The sequence below is a fragment of the Streptomyces sp. ISL-1 genome, assembly GCF_018614585.1.
GTDB classification, from domain to species: domain Bacteria; phylum Actinomycetota; class Actinomycetes; order Streptomycetales; family Streptomycetaceae; genus Streptomyces; species Streptomyces maoxianensis.
In genome coordinates this window covers 24,257-42,856 of sequence record NZ_JAGGOI010000042.1, presented here as the reverse complement: position 1 = coordinate 42,856, position 18,600 = coordinate 24,257, and the positions used below count along the sequence as shown (strand labels likewise).

Below are 18,600 nucleotides of genomic sequence, written 5' to 3'. Positions count from 1 at the left end.
CACGATTTCACATTACGTCGCGCCGCACCCACTTTGCCACGTTTCATGACCTTGTGTCAGGCCTTGTCTATGGTGGGTCAATGACGCGTGTACTGGCAGTGAGCACGGTGTTGCCGCCCCACCGCTATACGCAGGCGGACATCGCGGATACGCTCGCCCGTTGTCTCCCGACGGGTGCGGACGCCGGTCTGCTGCGCCGTATCCATGCCTCTGTGCAGGTCGAGGCCCGGCATCTGGCTCTGCCCCTGGACCGGTACGAACGGCTCGGCGGCTTCGGCCGGGCTAACGACGCCTACATCGATGCGGCGCTCGATCTCGGGGCCCAGGCCGTCGAAGGGGCGCTGGCCGAAGCCGGACTGACCGCCGCCACGATCGACCTCGTGCTGTCCACCTCGGTCACCGGCATTGCCACCCCGTCCTTGGACGCCCGGCTGACCCCGACCGTCGGACTGCGCCCCGACGTCAAGCGCGTGCCCGTCTTCGGACTCGGCTGCGCGGGCGGCGCGGCCGGCACCGCGCGAGTCCACGACTACCTTGTCGGCCGACCGGACCATGTCGCGCTGTTGCTCTCCACCGAACTGTGTTCGCTCACGCTGCAGACCTCGGACACGTCCACCGGGAACCTGGTGGCAGGCGCCCTGTTCGGTGACGGAGCAGCAGCCCTGCTGGCCGTCGGCCGTGACCACCCCCGACATGGCGACGGCCCCGGTCCGCAGGTGGTGGCAGGCCGCAGCCGCCTTTACCCGGGCACTGGAAGGCTTCTTGCGTGGGAAGTCGGCGAGTGGGGCTTCCGCATGGTCCTCGGCAGCGACTTGCCCGAGGTGATCAGGCTGCACGTGGGAGAGGAGATCGCGTCCTTCCTTGCCGATCACGATCTCAAGCCACCGGACGTCACGGCCTGGATCTGCCACCCCGGCGGGCCGAAGGTCCTCGACGTGCTGGCTGAAGTCCTCGGGCTGCCGCACTCGGCGTTCGAGTTGAGCTGGCGCTCACTGGCCCGTAGCGGGAATCTCTCATCGGCGTCCGTGTTGCATGTGCTGCGCGACACGATGACCTCCGGACCGCCCGAGTCCGGGTCCACCGGGCTCATGGTTGCCCTCGGGCCCGGCCTCTGTTCCGAACTCGTCCTCCTGCGCTGGTGATCGCTCATGAACGCCTGGACCGGACTGATGCTCCTGGTGAGCGTGGAGCGCCTCGCCGAACTCCTCGTGGCTCGCCGCAACAGCGCGTGGAGCCGTGCACGCGGCGGTAGGGAATACGGGCGCGGCCACTACCCGGCGATGGTCACCCTCCACACCGGCCTGCTGCTGGGCTGTGTGGCCGAACCGTGGGCGCTCGGCCGTCCCTTCCTCCCGGTGCTCGGCTGGCCCATGCTGGCACTTGCCGTTGGCGTACAGGTGTTGCGCTGGTGGTGCATCATCACCCTCGGCCCGCGCTGGAACACCCGGGTCGTCGTGGTCGAAGGACTGCCGTTGGTCACCTCCGGCCCCTATCGATGGCTCCGGCACCCCAACTACCTGGCAGTCGTGGTCGAGGGGTTCGCCCTTCCCCTTGTGCACACGGCCTGGGCGACCGCACTCTGCTTCACCGTGCTGAACCTCGTGCTGCTCTCTGTGCGCGTCCGCTGTGAGGAGACGGCGCTGGTGGGCGACCGCACCGTACCGTTGCCGGGTATCGCACGATGATCGATCTACTCGTCGTCGGCGGCGGCCCGGCAGGGCTGGCCACAGCCATCCACGGCGCGCTGGCCGGCCTCGAGGTCGTCGTCGCCGAACCCCGGCCCACGCCGATCGACAAAGCGTGCGGCGAGGGGCTGATGCCGGGGGCCCTGCGGGCACTTGAGCAGCTCGGTGTCGCGGTCGCCGGACAGCCCTTCCACGGCATCCGCTACGTGGACGGCATCACCGGGCGCCATGCGGAGGCACAGTTCCGCGCCGGCCATGGCCTCGGCGTACGACGCACCGGCTTGCACGCGGCCCTGGCCGCCCGAGCGGCCCAGCTGGGGGTTCGGCTGGTGCAGCGCCGTCTTGACAAGCTGTACCAAGATGGAGCCTGCGTCACCGCCGGCGGGCTGACCGCCCGGTACCTGGCCGCCGCCGACGGTCTCCACTCCCCGACGCGTCGCGCACTCGGCCTGTGCGCACCGCCCGATCCGCATCGACCCCCTCGCTACGGACTACGCCGCCACTACGCCGTCGAACCGTGGAGCGACCTGGTCGAGGTCCACTGGTCGGGACGCTCCGAGGCATACGTCACGCCGCTCGCACCCGGCCTTGTCGGCATCGTGGTCCTCACCAGCGACCGCATGGCGTTCGACGCGCAGCTGAACCGGTTTCCCGTCCTGATGGCACGGCTGTCCGCCGCCGCGGGGACCACCCCGGTGCGTGGCGCCGGTCCGCTGCGACAGCGGGTACGTTCGCGCGTCGCGGGCCGCGTCCTTCTCGTGGGTGACGCGGCCGGCTACATCGACGCGCTCACCGGGGAGGGCCTGACGCTGGCCCTGACCGCCGCCGGTGAACTGGTCCGGAGCGTGCGGGCCGGTCGCCCGCAAGCTTACGAGCGGGCCTGGAGAAAGCTCTCACAGAGCCACGTGCTGCTCACCGGCTCCTTGCTGTGGGCCCGTGAACAGCCACTCGTCGGACCGCACATCGTGCCGCTCGCATCCCGTCTGAGCTGGCTGTTCCGCCAAGGCGTCAACCTCCTCGCCTGAGCCACAGGCGTTCGTCCCTGCCTTGTCGGCCGGTGAAGGGGGCATACAGCTTATGGCGGAGGCGCCCGCTCCTGACCAAGGTGGTTCGGCCCGAGCGCGGGGTACCAGGAGGCCAGGAGCGCCGGACGGGAAGCCGAAGGACACCCTGGTCGTTCACCCATGTGTCCCTCCTTGGAGGAAGGAGTCGCTCCAACGCGTCAACGATTGCGCTTCGAAGGCTGGATCGCTGGTGTCGGAACCTCCTCCAGCGTTCGGCTGGTGCTCGGACACTGGGCACGGTCGCCGTTCGGGCCGTTCAGTGACGTGATGCTCGAGCAGGCGAACGGAAGGCGTCTTCTGTTGGCTCCCACTGCAGTGATCGGGGACTTCATCGCCGGCACCTATACCTTCGACGAAGTGCAGATCGTACCGGTCACGGTCGACGTCGCAGGAGAAGTTTGGTCCGTCACGGCGCCGTCGCTGGACATGTGTTTCACCACCGGTCGGCGAGCCCGGCTTGGGGCGCTGCTGCATGCCGTGCCTGGTTCGCTCGCCATTCGCCCGGCCTGGAGCGCACTGGTCGATGTGCCGGCTCGACTGCTGTTGGGCGTACGGACCTGCGGCAGTACCAGGGCGGGCCGTCGTGAGTGGTATGGCGTGCAGGACCTTCTGCCGATCTCCAGTGCCGTGGCCAGCTTCGGTGGAAACGACTTGGGCCCGCTGGCGCGGGTCGAGCCTCCCGTGCATTTCGGGGCCGGTTCCGTCCCCCGGAAGCCGGCGGTTGTGCGGCTCACCACAACGGTAGGCCTGGAGAGGGGCGCTTCTTTTTGACCAAGGCGCCTCGGCTGTCCGGGCCGCACGCTGGTTCGTCAGCCCGGTTCCTCAGAACGCGTCACGTGGTCCCTTGCGGCAGGCGCGTTGTGTTCGCGTGGGACTGGCGCCAGTCGTAGCTCCACTGCTTCAGGTGACTCGCAGGGCAACCGTCGAGAGAGTCACCCGAAGACCGAGGCGGCAACGGGCCGGGGCATGCCGATACCTACAGGCCCGACGCCGGGTGAGTAGTGCACAACCGGATCGGTCGCGGGGGGCGAGAGGCCGGCGTCGGATGTGAGCATCTGCTGCAGCTGGACAAGTACGACGCGTGCGAAGGGCCAAGGCTCGTGTCGGACCGGCGTCTGCCACAGCGTGCCCGCCCGCAATGAAAAGGCTCTCCATCGGGAGGTGAGCCAGCTGTCGAATTCATCTGCGCTGATCGGTGGGCCGGTCTCGACGGTGAGCTGGTAGGAGGCCCCTGCCCCGCGGCGCCTGCCCGCGTAGTGGACGAGGGGGCCGTCGACCCGGACCGTAAGGTCGGCGAGGTGGTAGGGCACGCCCAGCGCTCGGGCCGCGAGCATCACCGGATGGGTGACTTCCAGGGACAGGAACCACAGCCCGCTGCGTCCGTCCGGCAGCCGGACGTAGGTGCGCAGGTTCGTCTCCGGAAACGTCGAACGCGGCAGCGGCGCTACGCCCCCGAGCCGGACCGATGCCATGACAAAGGGAGCCAGGCCTACCCATGCCCGGCCATGGTAGTCATCCACGCGCAGCCCGGCGGGCAGCAGTGCCTGTACTTCCTCCGTCGGGTAGGACCAGTGCACGAAGGTCTGCCGCAGCCACCATGCTGTCAGCGCCGCTGGCCTCACCGATTGATCGGCGAGACGTTCAGCCCCCGCCAGCTGCGCAGCTGACGGTCCAGCGGGTTGCCTCGCTGCTCCAGAGGATTGAACGTCATACGATCACCGACTTCCAGGAGAAACGACGCACCAGCACGCCCAGAGTGACGCAGCTCCTGATAACCCGGACTCGCGCTCTCATGCCCCGGAACGTGTCTCACCCCATCGGCGGACACGAACCCCTTCAGACCGGGAAATGTTGCTTAGAAGCTGTTGTCTTTCCGGACGTGATCGCCGCGTTTCCGCTGGTCGGGCGTGGGGTCGGTGATTCGGTGGGAGTAGTGGCCTGTCGTGCTGTCGCTCCCTGGGAGGTCGTGGATGCCGTCGGTGTTCGGGCTGTTGGAACGACGTGAGCTGAGTGCTCGCCGTCGGGTGGACGAGCTGCGGGAGGAGGCCGACCGCATCCAGGCCGAGCTGGCCGTGGCCGAGCGGGAATGGAAGGAGTGGGCCATCGCCTGCTCGCGGGTTGGCGAGGTGCTGGCCCCGGCGGACGAGAGCGGGCAGGACCACGCCCGGGTCGAGGGGACCGCGCCGGCCGCCGGGGAGCAGACCGGAAAGACGTCGCAGGTGCCGGATGCGGTGAAGCCGAAGTCGCAGGTGCCGGTGTGGCGTGAGGGACTGGCCTGGTCGGTGCTGTCGGTGGACTATCAGCGCATCCTTCAGGCCCTGGCGGACCGGCACCGGCTCCATCAAGGGCCGCTGACCTGCCAGGAGTTGGCCACCTTGTTCGGCCTGGACGCGGTGCCGGCCAAGGTGGAGGCGCTGCGGTCGAAGGCGAAACGCCTGGTCGCGCGGGGCTGGCTGGCCGAGCCCGCGCCGGGCAGGTTCACCCTCGCCCAGAGTGTGGCCGGGTTAGGCGGCGGGTCATGAGCAGGATCATCGACCAGTAGACCATCGCTTCGGCGCTGGTGGTGCGGCGTTCGTAGTCGCGGGCCAGGCGGCGGGTGCGCATCAGGTGGGCGAAGAGACGCTCGACGATCCACCGCTTGGGCAGCACCACGAAGCCGCGCATGTCGTCGCTGCGTTTGACGATCGCCAGGACCAGCGCGAGCGTGGCCAGGCAGTACTCGACGAGGCTGCCGGTGTAGCCGCCGTCCGCCCAGACCAGGGCGAGGCGGTGGTGCGCGTCGGCCACCTGCGCGAGCAGCACCCGGGCGGCGGTGCGGTCGCCGGTGTCCGCGGCGGTGACCATCACGCCCAGCAGCAGGCCGAGCGTGTCGACCACGACGTGCCGCTTGCGGCCGTTGACCAGCTTCCCGCCGTCGAACCCACGGCTGTCCGCACCGACGACGGCGTCCGCCTTGACCGACTGCGAGTCGATCACACCCGCACTCGGCTCCGCGTCGCGGCCCAGCCTCTCGCGGACCCTGGCGCGCAGCCGGTCGTGGAACTCCCTGACCAGGGCATGGTCGCGCCAGCGGCGGAAAAACTCGTAGACCCGGTCCCACGGCGGGAAGTCCGCCGGCATCGCCCGCCACTTGATGCCATTGTCGACGAGGTAGCGGATCGCATCGAGTATCCAATACCACGAAGTTAAGGGCCCGTTGGCGATGTCAAGGCTTCAGGGAGAGTGATCTTGTAGGTGCTTGGTGCGGTGCGGATGAGTCGGTCGTTGCGGGCCCAGTAGCAGAGTTGCGCGGTGAGGCTGCTGAGGGGGCGCCCCGATGTGGGGAGCCCGAGGTGCCGTGCGATGTCCCGGGTGTGCATGGCCTGGTTGGAGTTCGCGGCCAGGAGCTGGCAGACCTGGCCCCAGCGGCCGGAGAGGGCCCGGCTCGGGTCCTGAGTGCTGGGCAGGGCTGGTGGGTGCACGGTGATCTCGATGGCGGTGATCGGTGTGCTGGCGCGTGGACGGCCGTCGCGGTTCGCGGGAGGTTCCGCACTTGACGATGCGGGCGGACAGGTGCATCCGGCGCCCGGGGAGCAGCGCGTGCAGGACGCGGGTGCCGATGTGTCCCACCAGGTCGTAGCGGCTGCTCGGCCCTGAGGCCGCGGTCGTTGCGACCAGGCTGACCACCGTGTCGCGGGCGGATTCCAGAGCGACGGTGAAGCCGGCCCGGTCGGGATCGCAGCCGGGCATTGTCTCCACCGCGGTCACCATGACCGAGCGCAGGGCCTGGTAAAGGGTGAGCAGTCCCCACATCTCCTGGTTGAGACCGGGTCCTTCGAACGTAGAACCCGTCCTTTGAGCAGGGTGTGACGTAGAGCCAGGTAGGTGATCTCGATCTCCCAGCGCTCGTGGTAGAGACGCACCAGGTGGTCGGCTGGATCGGTGCGGTGGTCGCTGAGCGTGGTCAGCAGGCGGTAGGTCCCGCCGAAGTCGCCGCCGTCGGCGGTGCGGGAATGGATCTCGGCCTCGATCACCCGCAGCGGGAGGCCACCGATCCGGGTCAGGTAGGAGCCGTCGGGCAGCAGCGCCAGCACCGGCGGTCGTCGGGTGCTGGTAGCACGTATCAGGAACTGAGCCCCCTGAGCTGCGATGTCTGCGAGCAGGTCGTTGCTGTCGAAGGCGCGGTCCGCCAGGAGGAGCATGTCCGGGGTCAGGTGGCCGGTCAGGTCGTGGGCGTAGTCAGTCTCGCCCTTGGAAGCGGGGCCAAAGACCGCTGCGATCAGGCCGCGGGTGCCTGTTTCGCACAGGGTCATGAGCATCAGCCGGGGGTGGCCAGTCGGGCCGTAGCGGCGTTCGGTGCGGCCGAGCCATGACCGGTTGCGCTCGTGGTCGGGAACGGACAGGCTCCCGCAGCCGTCGAAGGCCACCGTGCGCCAGCAGCGGTAGCGCACTCCCGGTGTGGACGGCTGGGCCAGCGGCCCGGCCAGCACGTCGAACAGCCGCTTGAACGGGGCCACCCCGACCCGCCGACGCAGGTCGCGAAGTGCCTTCTCCGACGGCTGCGGCACTCTGGCTGCCAGTCCCGCCACGAGTTTGCTCCACACCAGCCCGGCACCCAGATGCTCGTACAGCCTGAGCGCGAGCACGAAGTACACCCCGACGCGAGAGGGGAGGCTCCGCAGTCGCCGCTCGCGTGCCCCGGTCTCGTTCAGTACGGCATCTACCAACTCGGGCGGGATGACCTGCGTTAACTCACCAATATGACCAGGCGCGAACACGTCATCGGTTCCGCCCATGACAGACTTGGCCACTGAGCCTCTGCTTTCTCAGGAAGATCTTGGTCGATCCCCTGGATAGCAGAGGCCCCTTCGCGTCGCACCCGCCCTTGACATCGCCAACGGGCCCTTAACTTCGTGGCATTGGATGCTCGACGCGATTCGCTATACACCTGGAAAAATACGAGCCGGGCATGACGTGGCCCGCCCCGGGCGGCCCGGCTGCAAGGGTTCCTCCGGACTCGCCTCCCAGGTGAAGCAGCTCGACGGTGCGATGTGCTACGCCCAGGACCATCACGCAGTCACCGACGCGATCAGCATGGTGAAGCTGGACACCGGTGCCGCCCGCCTCCACATGGCAGGGGCTCATTCGATGCGAGCGGAAACGTCCGACGCCATCAGGACGCCACGGCGCTGTCCCGGCAGTCGGGGCACAAGCCCCAGAAGGTCACGGCGGCCTCCTGGGTCTCGTACTCCTTCGGCAACTGTGGCTGCATGCAGGGAGCCGCACCCACCGTGCACTCGACGTCACGGATGGCTCCGCAGCGACGGCACACGAAGTGGTGGTGGTTGTCGTGGTGCTCGATCTCGTAACGAGACGGATGGCCGGGAATCTGCGTGCACCGGACCAAACCGGCGTCCGTGAGGGCGCGCAGTACGTTGTAGGTGGCCTGGAGGGACAGGCGGCCCGTGACTCGCTGGGCGCGCTCGCGCAGGGTGTCGGCGTCGAGGTGGCCGGGCGACTCGCAGACAGCCATCAGCATGGCCATGCGCTGGGCAGTGACCCGCATGCCTGCCGTGCGCAGCCGTGTCGCTGCCAGCGCCATGGGTTCCTCGGCGGTCGTCATGCTGCCTCGCTCTTCAGGGCGTCCAGGCCGTGCAGGTCGGTCTCGCCGATCCATGGTGTGTGCCGGCCGTCCAGGCCGGCTGTGTCCACGTCGACGGACAGCTCGAACCACACGCTCTTCCCCACGGGCCCGTGCTCATAGCCCCACCGTGCGGCCAGCATGTCCACGAGTGCCAGTCCGCGGCCGTCCTCGTCCTCGGGGCCGGAGTCGGTCGGGCAGGGAGGTTCCGAAGAGCCGTCGCTGACCTGGCAGCGCAGACCGGACACCCGCTCGAGGGTGAGGAGCAGCGGGCCGACCGCGTGACGCAGCGCGTTGCACACCAGCTCGCTCGCCAGCAGCTCGGCGGTCGGGACGAGCTCGCTGACGCCCCACCGGGGCAAAACGTTACGTATCGCGCTCCTCGCCACACCGCACGCGGTCGGCGACCACGGCAGCGGCCAGGGCCCTGCCACGAATGACTCCACGCAGTTCGCGGCCAGGGGCGCGTCGACGGCCGCGGGGGGTGCTAGCAGAGCGGAGTGCTGAGGGCCGGGGGAAGCCGTATCGGCGATCGTTCCGCGCGGACGAGGTGCTCGGGGGGCTGTTCGGTCCATGAGGGCGCGCTTTCCGGGGGACGGTTGCAATCTCTCTTCCGACGATACGGCTCTTCTGGAGTCAGTCAAGTCTATGGAGTACATCAACCTTCATGATTCCTACAAACTACTGGAGAGGATCACACCCGGCTCTCCGCTCCGGAAACCAGCCGAGCCTCGCAACCCCCCGCGAACGCGTTACAAAGCCATGTCAGGCGCCCGCGACTTCATAGGCCCCATCCCGTTCGCCGGCCCAGTGGCGTCTGTGCGTACGGGCCGCTGTCCGTGCGGCAGTGGCCGTGGTGCGCGCGGTGCCACGCTGACCGAGCGCAGGACCGCTGGCTGCTGGCCGGCTCGGCGCCCCAGGTCAGCGGTCCGCGCAGCGGACACCGGAATGAGCGCTGCTAGTGCGGCCGCGTCAGGGATTGCTCGCCGCGGATGTACACGAGAGCATTGGCTGTCGGCGGACATCCTGCGCTCTATGACTCACGGCAAGACGGGCACCGTCGAGGGCGCGCCCTGGCAGCGCAACAGGCGAGAGGAGTTCACTCCCAAGGCCCTTGCGGCGAACGTGCTGTGCGAGCGGCACAACAGTCACCTTTCTCCGCTGGACATTGGACGTGCCTTCGCCATCCTGCGCGGATACCAGTCCGACCAGCGCATTGCTCCCGACCCGCGCGGCAGTCAGTTCGCTCTGGTCAGCGGTGAGGACCTGCAGCGTTGGCTGCTGAAGGTGCTGTGCGTGCGACGGCCGCCGGTGTTTTCGCCGACCATGGCGGGCCAGTGCGCGCGTTGCACACCGACGGCCAGGAGCCGGCCTTGCTGGACTACCTCTTCCGGGACGGCCTGCCGCTGCCGCACTGGGGCCTGTGTTTTTCCGGCCGGCCGGAGAAGGACGGCCACGCCGTCGGCCTCTTCCACCTTCGCCAGCACTTCGTCCAGGTCCACTGGCCACCGCCCCTTGGAGATCGAACGACGAGCCTACTGATTGTCGGCGACCGGGGCTCACAGATCAGTGATTCGGCCTGAGAGCAGAGGCAGTTCCGCCGTACACGCATGACGGCGCCCCGCTCCCCACTCCGGCGGTGAGCTTTTCGTTCTCCCCGGGGGCTGCGGTACCTGAACGGCCGCGCGCCGGGTCGCCGTCGAGGGCGTCCGGTGGGGGTGCCGCAGGGGGCGCGCAAGAGGGCGCCAGGGGGCGTGCACGATCTCTCCATGCGCCCCAACTGACATGCCATAATGGGGAGTTATGACAGAGGGGGAGCGTGTGGCGAATCCGGCTATCCGCGTACGTCTGAAGCAGGGCGCGAGCGAGAGCGACGTCGGCGCCCTGAAGGCGTGGCTCGAACGGGAGCACCGGCTCGAACAGCTCAGGACCAACGGCGACCTCGAGATCAAGCAGCGCGCGGGCACCGAGGAGCACGGCGCCCCGATGAGTGCTGCGTGGGAGATCCTGCTGGTGCTGATAGGCGCCGCAGGCTCCACGGTCTTCGTAGAGGTGCTCGCCCAGGTGAAGAGCGGGGTGCGCGCCTGGCAAGACAACCGCCGTTCCGTGGAGCACGGCGAACCCCCCGAGGTCGAGGTCATCCCGGACCGCGACGCGAGGTAGCCCGATGTCGCGCCCCGAACCGCGCAGGAAGGCCAACCGGGCACTGCTCGTCGGCGTTCCGGAATACGACTACAAGCAGCCCGAGCGGCCCAACGGAGTGCCCGGCGATCTCAAGGCGATCGCCCACAACCTCACCGCGCTCCGCGATGCCCTGGGCAGGGGCGGGGTGTTCGGCGAGGACGAGATCGTCGAGTCCCAGCCGGCCAACGTGGACGACTTCGACCGTCAGCTGGACGCGGCCGTCGACGCGGCCGAGGGCGTGCTCCTGCTCTACTTCTCCGGGCACGGCGCCGTGCCCAGCACGGGGGCCGAACTCTGGTTCCTGATGCGCACGGCGACGATCGAGGCGGGCACCGAGTCGGTGTTCCGCGGCGCCGCCCCGTGGAAGAGCGTGCTCACCGTGCTCGGCCGCACCGGGGCGGAGCACGTGGTCGTCGTCCTCGACTGCTGTTACGCGGGCAACGCCGCGGCGGCGTGGGACGCGCTCGGCGCCGCCCAGCGCAGGCGGACCTCGCTGCTGATGAGCGTGCAGGCCAACAACAGGATCGACGCGGGGAACGATGACACCCCGACGCCGTTCACCGCCCGACTGGTGCACTTCCTGAACGAGGGCGTCGGGCCCGGCGGACTCGGCGGCCCCTCTGCCGAAGCGGGCGGCGAAACAGGCTTCCCGGTGGGCTTCGGCAAGCTGGCGGAGGCGCTCAGGGCGTACATATCCAGGCACGAGGTGACGCTGCGCGAGCCCCCAGAGCCGTGGGAACCGCAGAGCCGCTCGGCCACCTCGGGCGAGGACGTGCTGCTCGCGCTCGGCGCGGCCCCGCCCCCGCCCTCGCCGCCTCCGATTCCGCCGCCTGTGGTTCCGCCGCCGCTCCCCTCATGGCGGCGGGTCCGGAACGCCTTGAAGTCCCTTGGTGCCCGTCTGTCCAAGCCGCCCGCCAGGACGCTCGCCGTGGTCGCGGCCGTACTCGTGGCGCTGGCCGGCCTGACCGCCGTCGGCCTCGTCCTCTCCCGCGGCTCCTCCTGCAAGCCCCCCCTCGAACTCCGCCTGCTCACCGACCCCGACATCGAGCCCACCGTCCGCAAGGCGGCCGAGGACTACCTGACGTCGGAAACCAACACGACGGACGACGGCTGCCGGCGCAGCGGCATCACCGTCTACAGCGCCGGAGCCGCCGACGTCGTCTCCGCGTTCCGCGACCAGTCCGATCCCTGGCAGCGGCCCACGAGCGACGACATCAACCCGCAGCGCGACATCGGGCCCCAGCCGGACATCTGGATCCCGGCGTCCTCGGCGAACGTCGACCGGGCCCGTGCCACGACGGACCAGCGGCGCTGGGCGGAACTGGTCCCCGACCCCACCGCGTTCGCGTACTCCCCGATCGTGCTCGCCGTCCCGCAAGCGCTGGCGACCGAGGGCTCCGGCCGGACCAGCAGTCTTGGGGAACTAATGGCAGGCCTGGAGGGCAAGGCCGAGGTGCGGCGTACGGACCCGGAGTACACCGACGCCGGTCTGCTGGCGACCGTCGGCCTGTACGGCGCGCACGGCACGGGGAACGCCGGCGCCGAGAAGGCGGGTGCGGCCGGTGCGGCCGCCGCCGAGCACAGCGTCGCGCAGCTCGGTCCGCCCTCGCCGACCGGCGCGGACCTCCTGTGCGTGCTGCCCGACGACGACGCCGTGGACGACCACACCGCCGCCCTCGTACCGGAGTTCCTGATGAAGACCGCAGTGAGCTGCGACCGGAGGACACGGGCCCGGCGGATGGCCGAGTACCCCGACGACGTCCCGGCCCTGGACCCGACCTTCGTCCGCGTGCGCTGGGACGACGCCGACCGTGACACGTCGGCGCGGAGCGACGAGGTCGAGAGATTCCACCACTGGCTGACCGGCGCCGGCGGCGGCGCGGACGGAAAGGACGGGGCTGACGCCGCCCAGGGCGGGCTCGCCGAGTTCGGGAAGGACGGCTTTCGCAGCGCTTCGGGGGACCATCCGCCCCTCGGCTCCGGCTTCGCCTTCAGTGACTTCGGGGCCCTCAGTGCCCCCGGGCCCCTCACCCGCTCCGCCCGCCCGGACGCGATGAGTGCGGCGCTGACGGACTACCGGGACGCACACGGCCCGGGCCGTGTGCTGTTCCTGCTGGACAGCTCGGGCTCGATGGGTGACCTGTGGAAGGGGCCCGGCGGCGCGCCCGGCATCGTCAAGCAGTCGCTGGGCGGGCTCGGCGCCCAGGACGAATACGGGGTCTGGGCCGTGGCGTCGGAGGCCGGTGCCAAGCGCCCGTACAGCGAACTGCTGGCCTTTGGACAGTACGGGCGCGGGGTCGCGGAGCGCGCCATCGACCGAAGTGCCAGAGTGAGGAACGCGGAGGCCGATCCGTACGGGGCGCTCATCGCCGCGCTGAACGCCATGGCGCAGCGCCGCGTCGACGACGAGCGCCCCCAGTTGATCGTCTACCTCACGGACGACGAGGACAACAACCGGCTGACCGAGGGCGGACGGCTCGAGGGTCTGCTCAGGTCCGCGCGAAGCATGAAGGTCCCCGTGGTCATGGCGTCGCTCGACAGCGGCGGATGCGACGAGGGAAAGGCGGACGCGGCAATCTCCGAGGCGAGCGGCGGGCGTTGCCTTGACACAAGGACCGATCTCGTGGCGGACCTGCGGGACGAGGTCGCCAGGACCGGAACGGGAGACGAATGAACGAGGGATCAATGACGATGCGTTCGAGGCGCGTGGGCGGAAGGCGCCATGCCGTCGGCGCGTTCACCCTCGCTCTCCTCCTCGCCATCGGTGCCTGCACCGGCGGCGACGGGACCGGCACCCCCGGTGCCACGGGTTCCGCCGAGCCCCCTGGCGACATCGTCGTGGCCAGCGGCCGTGACGTCACCGGCAGGGGCGGCATCCGCCAGCAGCTCATCGACGAGTGGAACCGGCGACAGGCGGGCAAGGGCCACCGGGCCCGTCTGGTCGAACTGTCGGGCTCCGCGGACCAGCAGCGCAGCCAGTTGCTGGGCGCGCTCCAGTCCGGCAGCGCGGAGTACGACGTGGTCAACCTAGACGTGACGTGGGTGCCGGAATTCGCCGAGGCGGATCTGGTCCGGCCGCTGCCCGACGAGCTGGCCGACGGGGACGTCATCGAGTCCGTGGCCGCCACGGCCCGCTGGAACGGCAGGGTGTACGCCGTGCCGTTCAACAGCGACGTCGGGCTGCTCTACTACCGGCACGACTATCTCAAGAAGGCGGGCGTGACGAACACCGACCTCAGCAAGGTCACCCGGTGGTCCGAGATCGAGCAGCTGATCGACACGCTCAACGACGCGGGCAGGAAGGTGCCGGAGCACTACGAGAAGGGCTGGACGACACAGCTCGACGCCTCGTACGAGGGCCTCACCGTCAACGGCATCGAGGCGTTCGCCTCCGTCCGCGGCGACTTCTCCCTCACCGATGCCGACGGCCGGTACGCGGGTTCGGCGGAGGACCTGATCGCGGGGCTGGGCGAGCTACGCAACCGCGCCCGGGCCCCGTACACCCTCGGGGACGCCTTCCACTCCGACGAGGCCCGGTCGCTCACCGACTTCGCCGACGGCCGCACCGCCTTCCTGCGCCACTGGCCGTACGCCTACGGCTCCCTGCACCAGACCCTCTCCGACCAGCAGCTCAGGGTGGCCCCGCTGCCGGGCAGGGCGGTGCTGGGCGGTCAGAACCTGGCCGTGACCCGGGCGTCGGAGCGCAGCGCCACCGCACAGCGGCTGATCCAGTTCCTCACCAGCAGGGAAAGCGAACGCTGCCTACTCGACGCGGGGTTCGCGGCGACGAGGGTGTCCGCGTACGAGGACGACGGCCTGGCCTGCGAGTCGGTGAAGCCTCCGGGGATAGCGGGCCCGACCCCCTCCGCGACCGGCGAGACCACCGACCGGATGCCGCGGGACGCGAACGGCCGTCCCGCGTACGCACGCACCATCCTGCTGCCCGCGCTGCGGAACGCCGTCCAGCGGCCCCGCACCCCGTTCTACGGTGCCTTCACTCAGACCTTCGCCGCCGAACTGGGAAAGCTCTTCGGCGACGGCCCGCCCTCCGACGCCCAGCTCGCCAAGTCCCTGAACGAGAAACTGGCGAAGGCGCTGCCCCACGGGTGACGCCAGCGCGGCCCGTCACCCCTCCGCGATTGCCACCGCCGACGCCACGCCCGCGTCATGGCTTCGCCGCGACGAGATCCTCGGCCGCAACCCGTCGCTCGTGTCGCAGTTCTTCGCGGAACAAGGGCGCCAGCTTCGTGGAGGCGCTGCGGGCCGTGGTCAGGAAGTCCAGGCCGGCGGCCCGCGCGGTATCGACATCGGCGGACCGCTGGATCCGCCTCGATGCCCGCGGCAACAAGGAGGGCGTCGACGCCCGCTTCTCCCTGGACGGCGAACACCTGGCCTGGCCGGTGGACCCGTCGCAGGGCGAGATCGACTACCCCGCTGGTCCACGCGTCCCCGCACGCCACCGTCGTGTCAGCCCTGGCCACCGCCCGCCCGGGCGTCGCGGGCTACGACGACCTCCCGACGGAATTGTGACCGCCCGCTACTGAGGTTTGCCGCGCAAACCAGTTGACGAGACGCCGCCTCGAACGTATGGTTTGCGACACAGACCAGTTTGGGAGGGGCGGCAATGGAACGCAGGAATCTGGAGTCAGCGGCGGCGATCTACTACTACCTGAGAGGCCTTCTCTCGATCCCGGCAGGCGCCGTGATCATCTTCGCGGGGCTCGGCAACCTGAAATGGGGCCCACTGCGCCACGCCTGGGTCTTCATGGGCTGCCTACTGGCGGCCGCGGCGGCATACCTGCTCATCACCCGCTACTACAACGAGAACTACGGGCGGGTCACTCTGTCCACAAGGGCCCAGACCAAGGGCGCCGTCGCCACCGCCGTCAGCGCGGTGGTGGTCGCCGGAGGGGTGCAGACGGACTGGTCCCTCGATCTGCCGCTCAGCCTCACCGCGGCCTCGTTCGCCCTGATCATGGTGGTCTACTACGCCGTCGGCGTAGGGCTGAGGGCGCACAACACGATCATCTGCGGCACTCTCCTGGCAGTCGGCCTCGTACCCGTCTGGGGTGGTGCGGGAGCGGACAGCAAGATCAATCTGGGCCTGATCCTGGCGGGGGCGGCCACCATCGCGACCGGGATCTTCGACCATCGCGCCCTCAATCGCGCCTTCGGGCCCTCCGAGGAGCTGACCGCCGGGAACAGCAATGCCCGGGTCTGAAATGTCAGGGTCTGAAATCTCGGAGTCTGAAATCTCCAGGTCTGTCATGTCGGGGTCCGGGAACGAGGAGCTGATCCTCGATCGCCTGATCCACGAACCGGGCCGGTTGGCGATCCTGACGGTGCTGTCCTCCGTGAAGGCCGCCGACTTCGTCTTCCTCCAGCGCGCGACAAGGCTCACCAAGGGGAATCTCTCCAGCCACCTGTCGAAGCTGGAGGAGGCGGGCCTGGTCGAGATCGAGAAGACCTTCGTGCACAAGAAGCCGAAGACGAGCGTCACGCTGACGGCGGTCGGGAGAGAGCGCATCGCCCATCACTGGGACCAGTTGGAGCGCTTGAGGAACTTCTCCGAGGAATCCATCCAGGAACCCGTCCAGGAATAGGGCCTCGCACACGTCACCAACGTCATGAAGTGGGCTGCCGAGCGGTCACTCGGCAGCCCACGGACGGAAGACGCACAACCACGCCCACGGGCGTGTCCTTACGCGTACGTGCCTCCATGGGAAAGGAGAACAGCTCATGCTGTTCACCGGCAAATCGATCAGCGCTCGCGGACGATCCGCACTCGGCGGGAGGGGCGGCAAGCCCCTTCTCGTGGCCGGAGCGGCCCTCCTCGCGGTCGGCGTGATCGGGCAGTACGGACCGGCCGACGAAGCCGCGGCCGGGACAGGCGCCCGGGCGGGCGAGCCCTATCGCCCGGCGCCGCTCGCCTGGGGCGCGTGCCACGACCTCCCGCCCGCCCCGCCCGGCGGACCGGCGCCGCGAAGCCTCGAGTGCGCCGAGCTGACGGTGCCGCTCGACTACTCCAAGCCTCGCGGGAAGACCATGGAGGTGGCCCTGATCCGCCTCAGGGCGACCGACCGGGCCCACCGCATCGGCTCACTCGTGTTCAACTTCGGCGGCCCCGGCGGATCCGGGATCGACCACTTGGCCGGGAGCTCCGCGGCCCAGTTCAAGAAGCTGGGCACTCGCTACGACCTGGTCAGCTTCGACCCCCGCGGGGTCGGCCGGAGCCGCCCGGTGCACTGCGTGGGCGACAAGCGCAAGGACGAGTGGCTGGCGATGGACACCAGCCCCGACAACGCCCGTGAGAAGGCCGCCCTCCTCTCCACAGGAAGGGCCTTCGTCAAGGGTTGCGCAAACCGGTCCGGTGAGACCCTGCCGCACGTCGGCACGGTCGCCGCCGCCCGGGACCTGGACGTGATGCGGATCGCGCTGGGCGACCGGAAGCTGAACTACTTCGGCTTCTCGTACGGCACCTGGCTGGGCGCCGAATACGCCCACCGGTTCCCCAAGAAGGTCGGCCGCACGGTCCTTGACGGCGCCGTGAACACCGAACTGAACCCCATACGGTTCTTCCGCGAGCAGGCGGCGGGCTTCCAACGGGCGCTCGGCCACTTCGGCAGATGGGCGGCCCAGCAGCCGCAAGCGAAGGCGAATGCGAAGGCCAAGGCCAAGGGTCCCGCCAAGGACGCGGTGGTCACCCGGGTCGCCACCTTGCTGCACGGCCTGGACACCAAACCCATCCCCACCGACACCAGGCGCGAACTCACCCAGAGCCTCGGCGAAGCGGGGGTCCTCACAGGGCTCTACTCCAAGGCCATGTGGCCGGCGCTCTGGCAGGCAATCCAGCAGGCGGAGTCCGGTGACGGCACCATCCTGCTGGCCCTGTCCGACGCCCTCTTCCAGCGCAGTCCCGACGGGCAGTACACCAACTACCACGACGCCTCGGGCAGCATCTACTGCGCCAGCACTCCCCAGCGCTACACCGAGCGGGACGTGGCGAAAGCACTGCCCGCGTTCACCAAGGCCTCCCCGGTCTTCGGCCCGACCCTGGCCTGGCGCCAGATGGGCTGCACCGGCTGGCCGGTCAAGGGCACTCCCACCCACCACATCGACGCCCCCGGCGCCCCGCCCATCGTGGTGATCGGCAACACGGGCGACCCCGCCACCCCCTACACCTGGGCCCCCGCCCTGGCCGAACAACTGGGCTCCGGCGTCCTCCTGACCCTGAACGGCGAAGGCCACGGCTCCTACACGACCGGCAACCCTTGCATCCAGAAAGCAGTCAACACCTACCTTCTGCACGGAAAACCCCCGGTCAACGACACAAAGTGCCAGTGACCAGCCCCCCGCGTACGAACGCCCCGGACCGCGATCGGTCCGGGGCGCGCCTCCACATCCTGATCTGCGAGCCGCCTGTCGGGGTCGAACCGACGGCCCTCGCTCTACACCGGCCATGGGGACCAACGGCTGTACCGCTGGTCGCCCATGGCCGGGTTAGGCCCCGTGATCAATCTCGGCGCAGGCGGCTGTACCGATACCCCCAAGGCCGTGCGCCATGTTCCATGGATGCAAGGGTCTGTGAATTCAGGCTTCCGTGTACTCTCGGTGGTGTGCCGTCACCATCCACGCCGTCCGCGCGCTGGCCGGCACCGGCGAGGCAGAACGCTCCATCCCCGGCATCGTCATCGCCGCCCTCTCGCTCGCGGTGATGCCGTTCCTCTCCGCCGCCCAGCGCAAGGCCGGCCGCGAACTCGGCTCCGCCAGCGCGGTCGCCGACTCCAAGCAGACCCTGCTGTGCACCTACCTCTCCGCCGTCCTCCTGGTCGGCCTGGTCCTCAACGCCACCCTCGGCTGGTCCTGGGCCGACCCCATCGCCGCCCTGGCCATCGCCGCCTTCGCCGTGAAGGAAGGCCGCGACGCCTGGCAGGGCAAGGGCTGCTGCGCGACACCCGCCGCCGCGGCGGTCCCCTCAGCCGGCACCGAGACAGACGGGTGCGGTTGCCGCCCCGGCTGGGACTGCTGCGGCTAAACCGACACCTGC

At 69.6% G+C, this 18,600-nt stretch carries 18 protein-coding genes and 1 pseudogene; 14 read left to right on the top strand and 5 right to left on the bottom strand.

Features of this window, described 5'->3' with window-relative positions:
- Positions 1-80: 80 nt before the first annotated feature.
- The 4 genes from J7E87_RS28750 (at position 81) to J7E87_RS28735 (ending at position 3,520) form a co-directional block, all read left to right on the top strand.
- Entirely contained in the window at positions 81-1,142 is a 1,062-nt protein-coding gene (locus J7E87_RS28750) for a type III polyketide synthase (protein ID WP_215097477.1), read from the top strand.
- Positions 1,143-1,148: 6 nt separating this feature from the next.
- A complete protein-coding gene (locus tag J7E87_RS28745) occupies positions 1,149-1,685 on the top strand; it encodes an isoprenylcysteine carboxyl methyltransferase family protein (protein ID WP_215097476.1) in 537 nt (178 codons plus the stop codon).
- Positions 1,682-2,710, top strand: coding sequence for an NAD(P)/FAD-dependent oxidoreductase (locus J7E87_RS28740; RefSeq protein ID WP_215097475.1), 1,029 nt, complete (start codon positions 1,682-1,684; stop codon positions 2,708-2,710). Before J7E87_RS28745 ends, J7E87_RS28740 begins: the two co-directional genes overlap by 4 nt.
- Before the next feature lie 159 nt (positions 2,711-2,869).
- Positions 2,870-3,520 (top strand): hypothetical protein, encoded by a 651-nt coding sequence (locus J7E87_RS28735; RefSeq protein ID WP_215097474.1) that lies wholly within the window; start codon positions 2,870-2,872, stop codon positions 3,518-3,520.
- A 161-nt stretch (positions 3,521-3,681) separates the two neighbouring features.
- On the opposite strand, the gene J7E87_RS28730 is transcribed toward J7E87_RS28735, so the two are convergent.
- Entirely contained in the window at positions 3,682-4,371 is a 690-nt protein-coding gene (locus J7E87_RS28730) for a YqjF family protein (protein WP_215097472.1), read from the bottom strand.
- Positions 4,372-4,719: 348 nt separating this feature from the next.
- On the opposite strand from J7E87_RS28730, the gene J7E87_RS28725 reads away from it, so the two are divergent.
- Positions 4,720-5,271, top strand: coding sequence for a hypothetical protein (locus J7E87_RS28725; RefSeq protein ID WP_215097471.1), 552 nt, complete (start codon positions 4,720-4,722; stop codon positions 5,269-5,271).
- On the opposite strand, the gene J7E87_RS28720 is transcribed toward J7E87_RS28725, so the two are convergent.
- The 4 genes from J7E87_RS28720 to J7E87_RS28705 form a co-directional block, all read right to left on the bottom strand.
- A complete protein-coding gene (locus tag J7E87_RS28720; RefSeq protein WP_374195241.1) occupies positions 5,228-5,920 on the bottom strand; it encodes an IS5 family transposase in 693 nt (230 codons plus the stop codon). The two genes, J7E87_RS28725 and J7E87_RS28720, sit on opposite strands and share 44 nt — an antisense overlap.
- A gap of 572 nt (positions 5,921-6,492) precedes the next feature.
- On the bottom strand, positions 6,493-7,539 hold the full coding sequence (locus tag J7E87_RS35520) for an IS4 family transposase (protein ID WP_308313110.1): 1,047 nt from the start codon (positions 7,537-7,539) through the stop codon (positions 6,493-6,495).
- Positions 7,540-7,901: 362 nt separating this feature from the next.
- Positions 7,902-8,351, bottom strand: a complete 450-nt coding sequence (locus J7E87_RS28710; protein ID WP_251018144.1) for a Fur family transcriptional regulator — start codon at positions 8,349-8,351, stop codon at positions 7,902-7,904.
- Positions 8,348-8,803 (bottom strand): ATP-binding protein, encoded by a 456-nt coding sequence (locus J7E87_RS28705; RefSeq protein WP_215097470.1) that lies wholly within the window; start codon positions 8,801-8,803, stop codon positions 8,348-8,350. The genes J7E87_RS28710 and J7E87_RS28705 overlap by 4 nt, the downstream gene beginning before the upstream one ends.
- Before the next feature lie 858 nt (positions 8,804-9,661).
- Between J7E87_RS28705 and J7E87_RS28700 the strand changes: the two genes are divergently transcribed.
- From J7E87_RS28700 to J7E87_RS28660, 9 genes and pseudogenes are all read left to right on the top strand, one after another.
- Positions 9,662-9,952, top strand: a complete 291-nt coding sequence (locus J7E87_RS28700; RefSeq protein ID WP_215097468.1) for a hypothetical protein — start codon at positions 9,662-9,664, stop codon at positions 9,950-9,952.
- Positions 9,953-10,190: 238 nt separating this feature from the next.
- The gene (locus J7E87_RS28695) at positions 10,191-10,532 is read left to right on the top strand and encodes a hypothetical protein (RefSeq protein WP_215097466.1); all 342 of its coding nucleotides are present in this window, start codon (positions 10,191-10,193) and stop codon (positions 10,530-10,532) included.
- 4 nt (positions 10,533-10,536) lie between these two features.
- Entirely contained in the window at positions 10,537-13,227 is a 2,691-nt protein-coding gene (locus J7E87_RS28690) for a vWA domain-containing protein (protein WP_215097465.1), read from the top strand.
- A 17-nt stretch (positions 13,228-13,244) separates the two neighbouring features.
- Entirely contained in the window at positions 13,245-14,663 is a 1,419-nt protein-coding gene (locus tag J7E87_RS28685) for an extracellular solute-binding protein (protein ID WP_215097464.1), read from the top strand.
- Between the two features lie 137 nt (positions 14,664-14,800).
- Positions 14,801-15,097, top strand: a complete 297-nt coding sequence (locus J7E87_RS28680; protein WP_215097501.1) for a hypothetical protein — start codon at positions 14,801-14,803, stop codon at positions 15,095-15,097.
- 80 nt (positions 15,098-15,177) lie between these two features.
- Positions 15,178-15,774, top strand: a complete 597-nt coding sequence (locus tag J7E87_RS28675) for a hypothetical protein (protein ID WP_215097462.1) — start codon at positions 15,178-15,180, stop codon at positions 15,772-15,774.
- 46 nt (positions 15,775-15,820) lie between these two features.
- Positions 15,821-16,156 carry a transcriptional regulator gene (locus J7E87_RS28670; protein ID WP_215097461.1) on the top strand — a complete coding sequence of 112 codons (336 nt, stop codon included), beginning with the start codon at positions 15,821-15,823 and terminating at the stop codon, positions 16,154-16,156.
- A gap of 136 nt (positions 16,157-16,292) precedes the next feature.
- Complete coding sequence (locus J7E87_RS28665; protein WP_215097460.1) at positions 16,293-17,897, top strand: alpha/beta hydrolase; 1,605 nt, start codon at positions 16,293-16,295, stop codon at positions 17,895-17,897.
- A 283-nt stretch (positions 17,898-18,180) separates the two neighbouring features.
- Positions 18,181-18,588: pseudogene (locus J7E87_RS28660) on the top strand (cation transporter); the annotation flags it as partial.
- Positions 18,589-18,600: the final 12 nt, after the last annotated feature.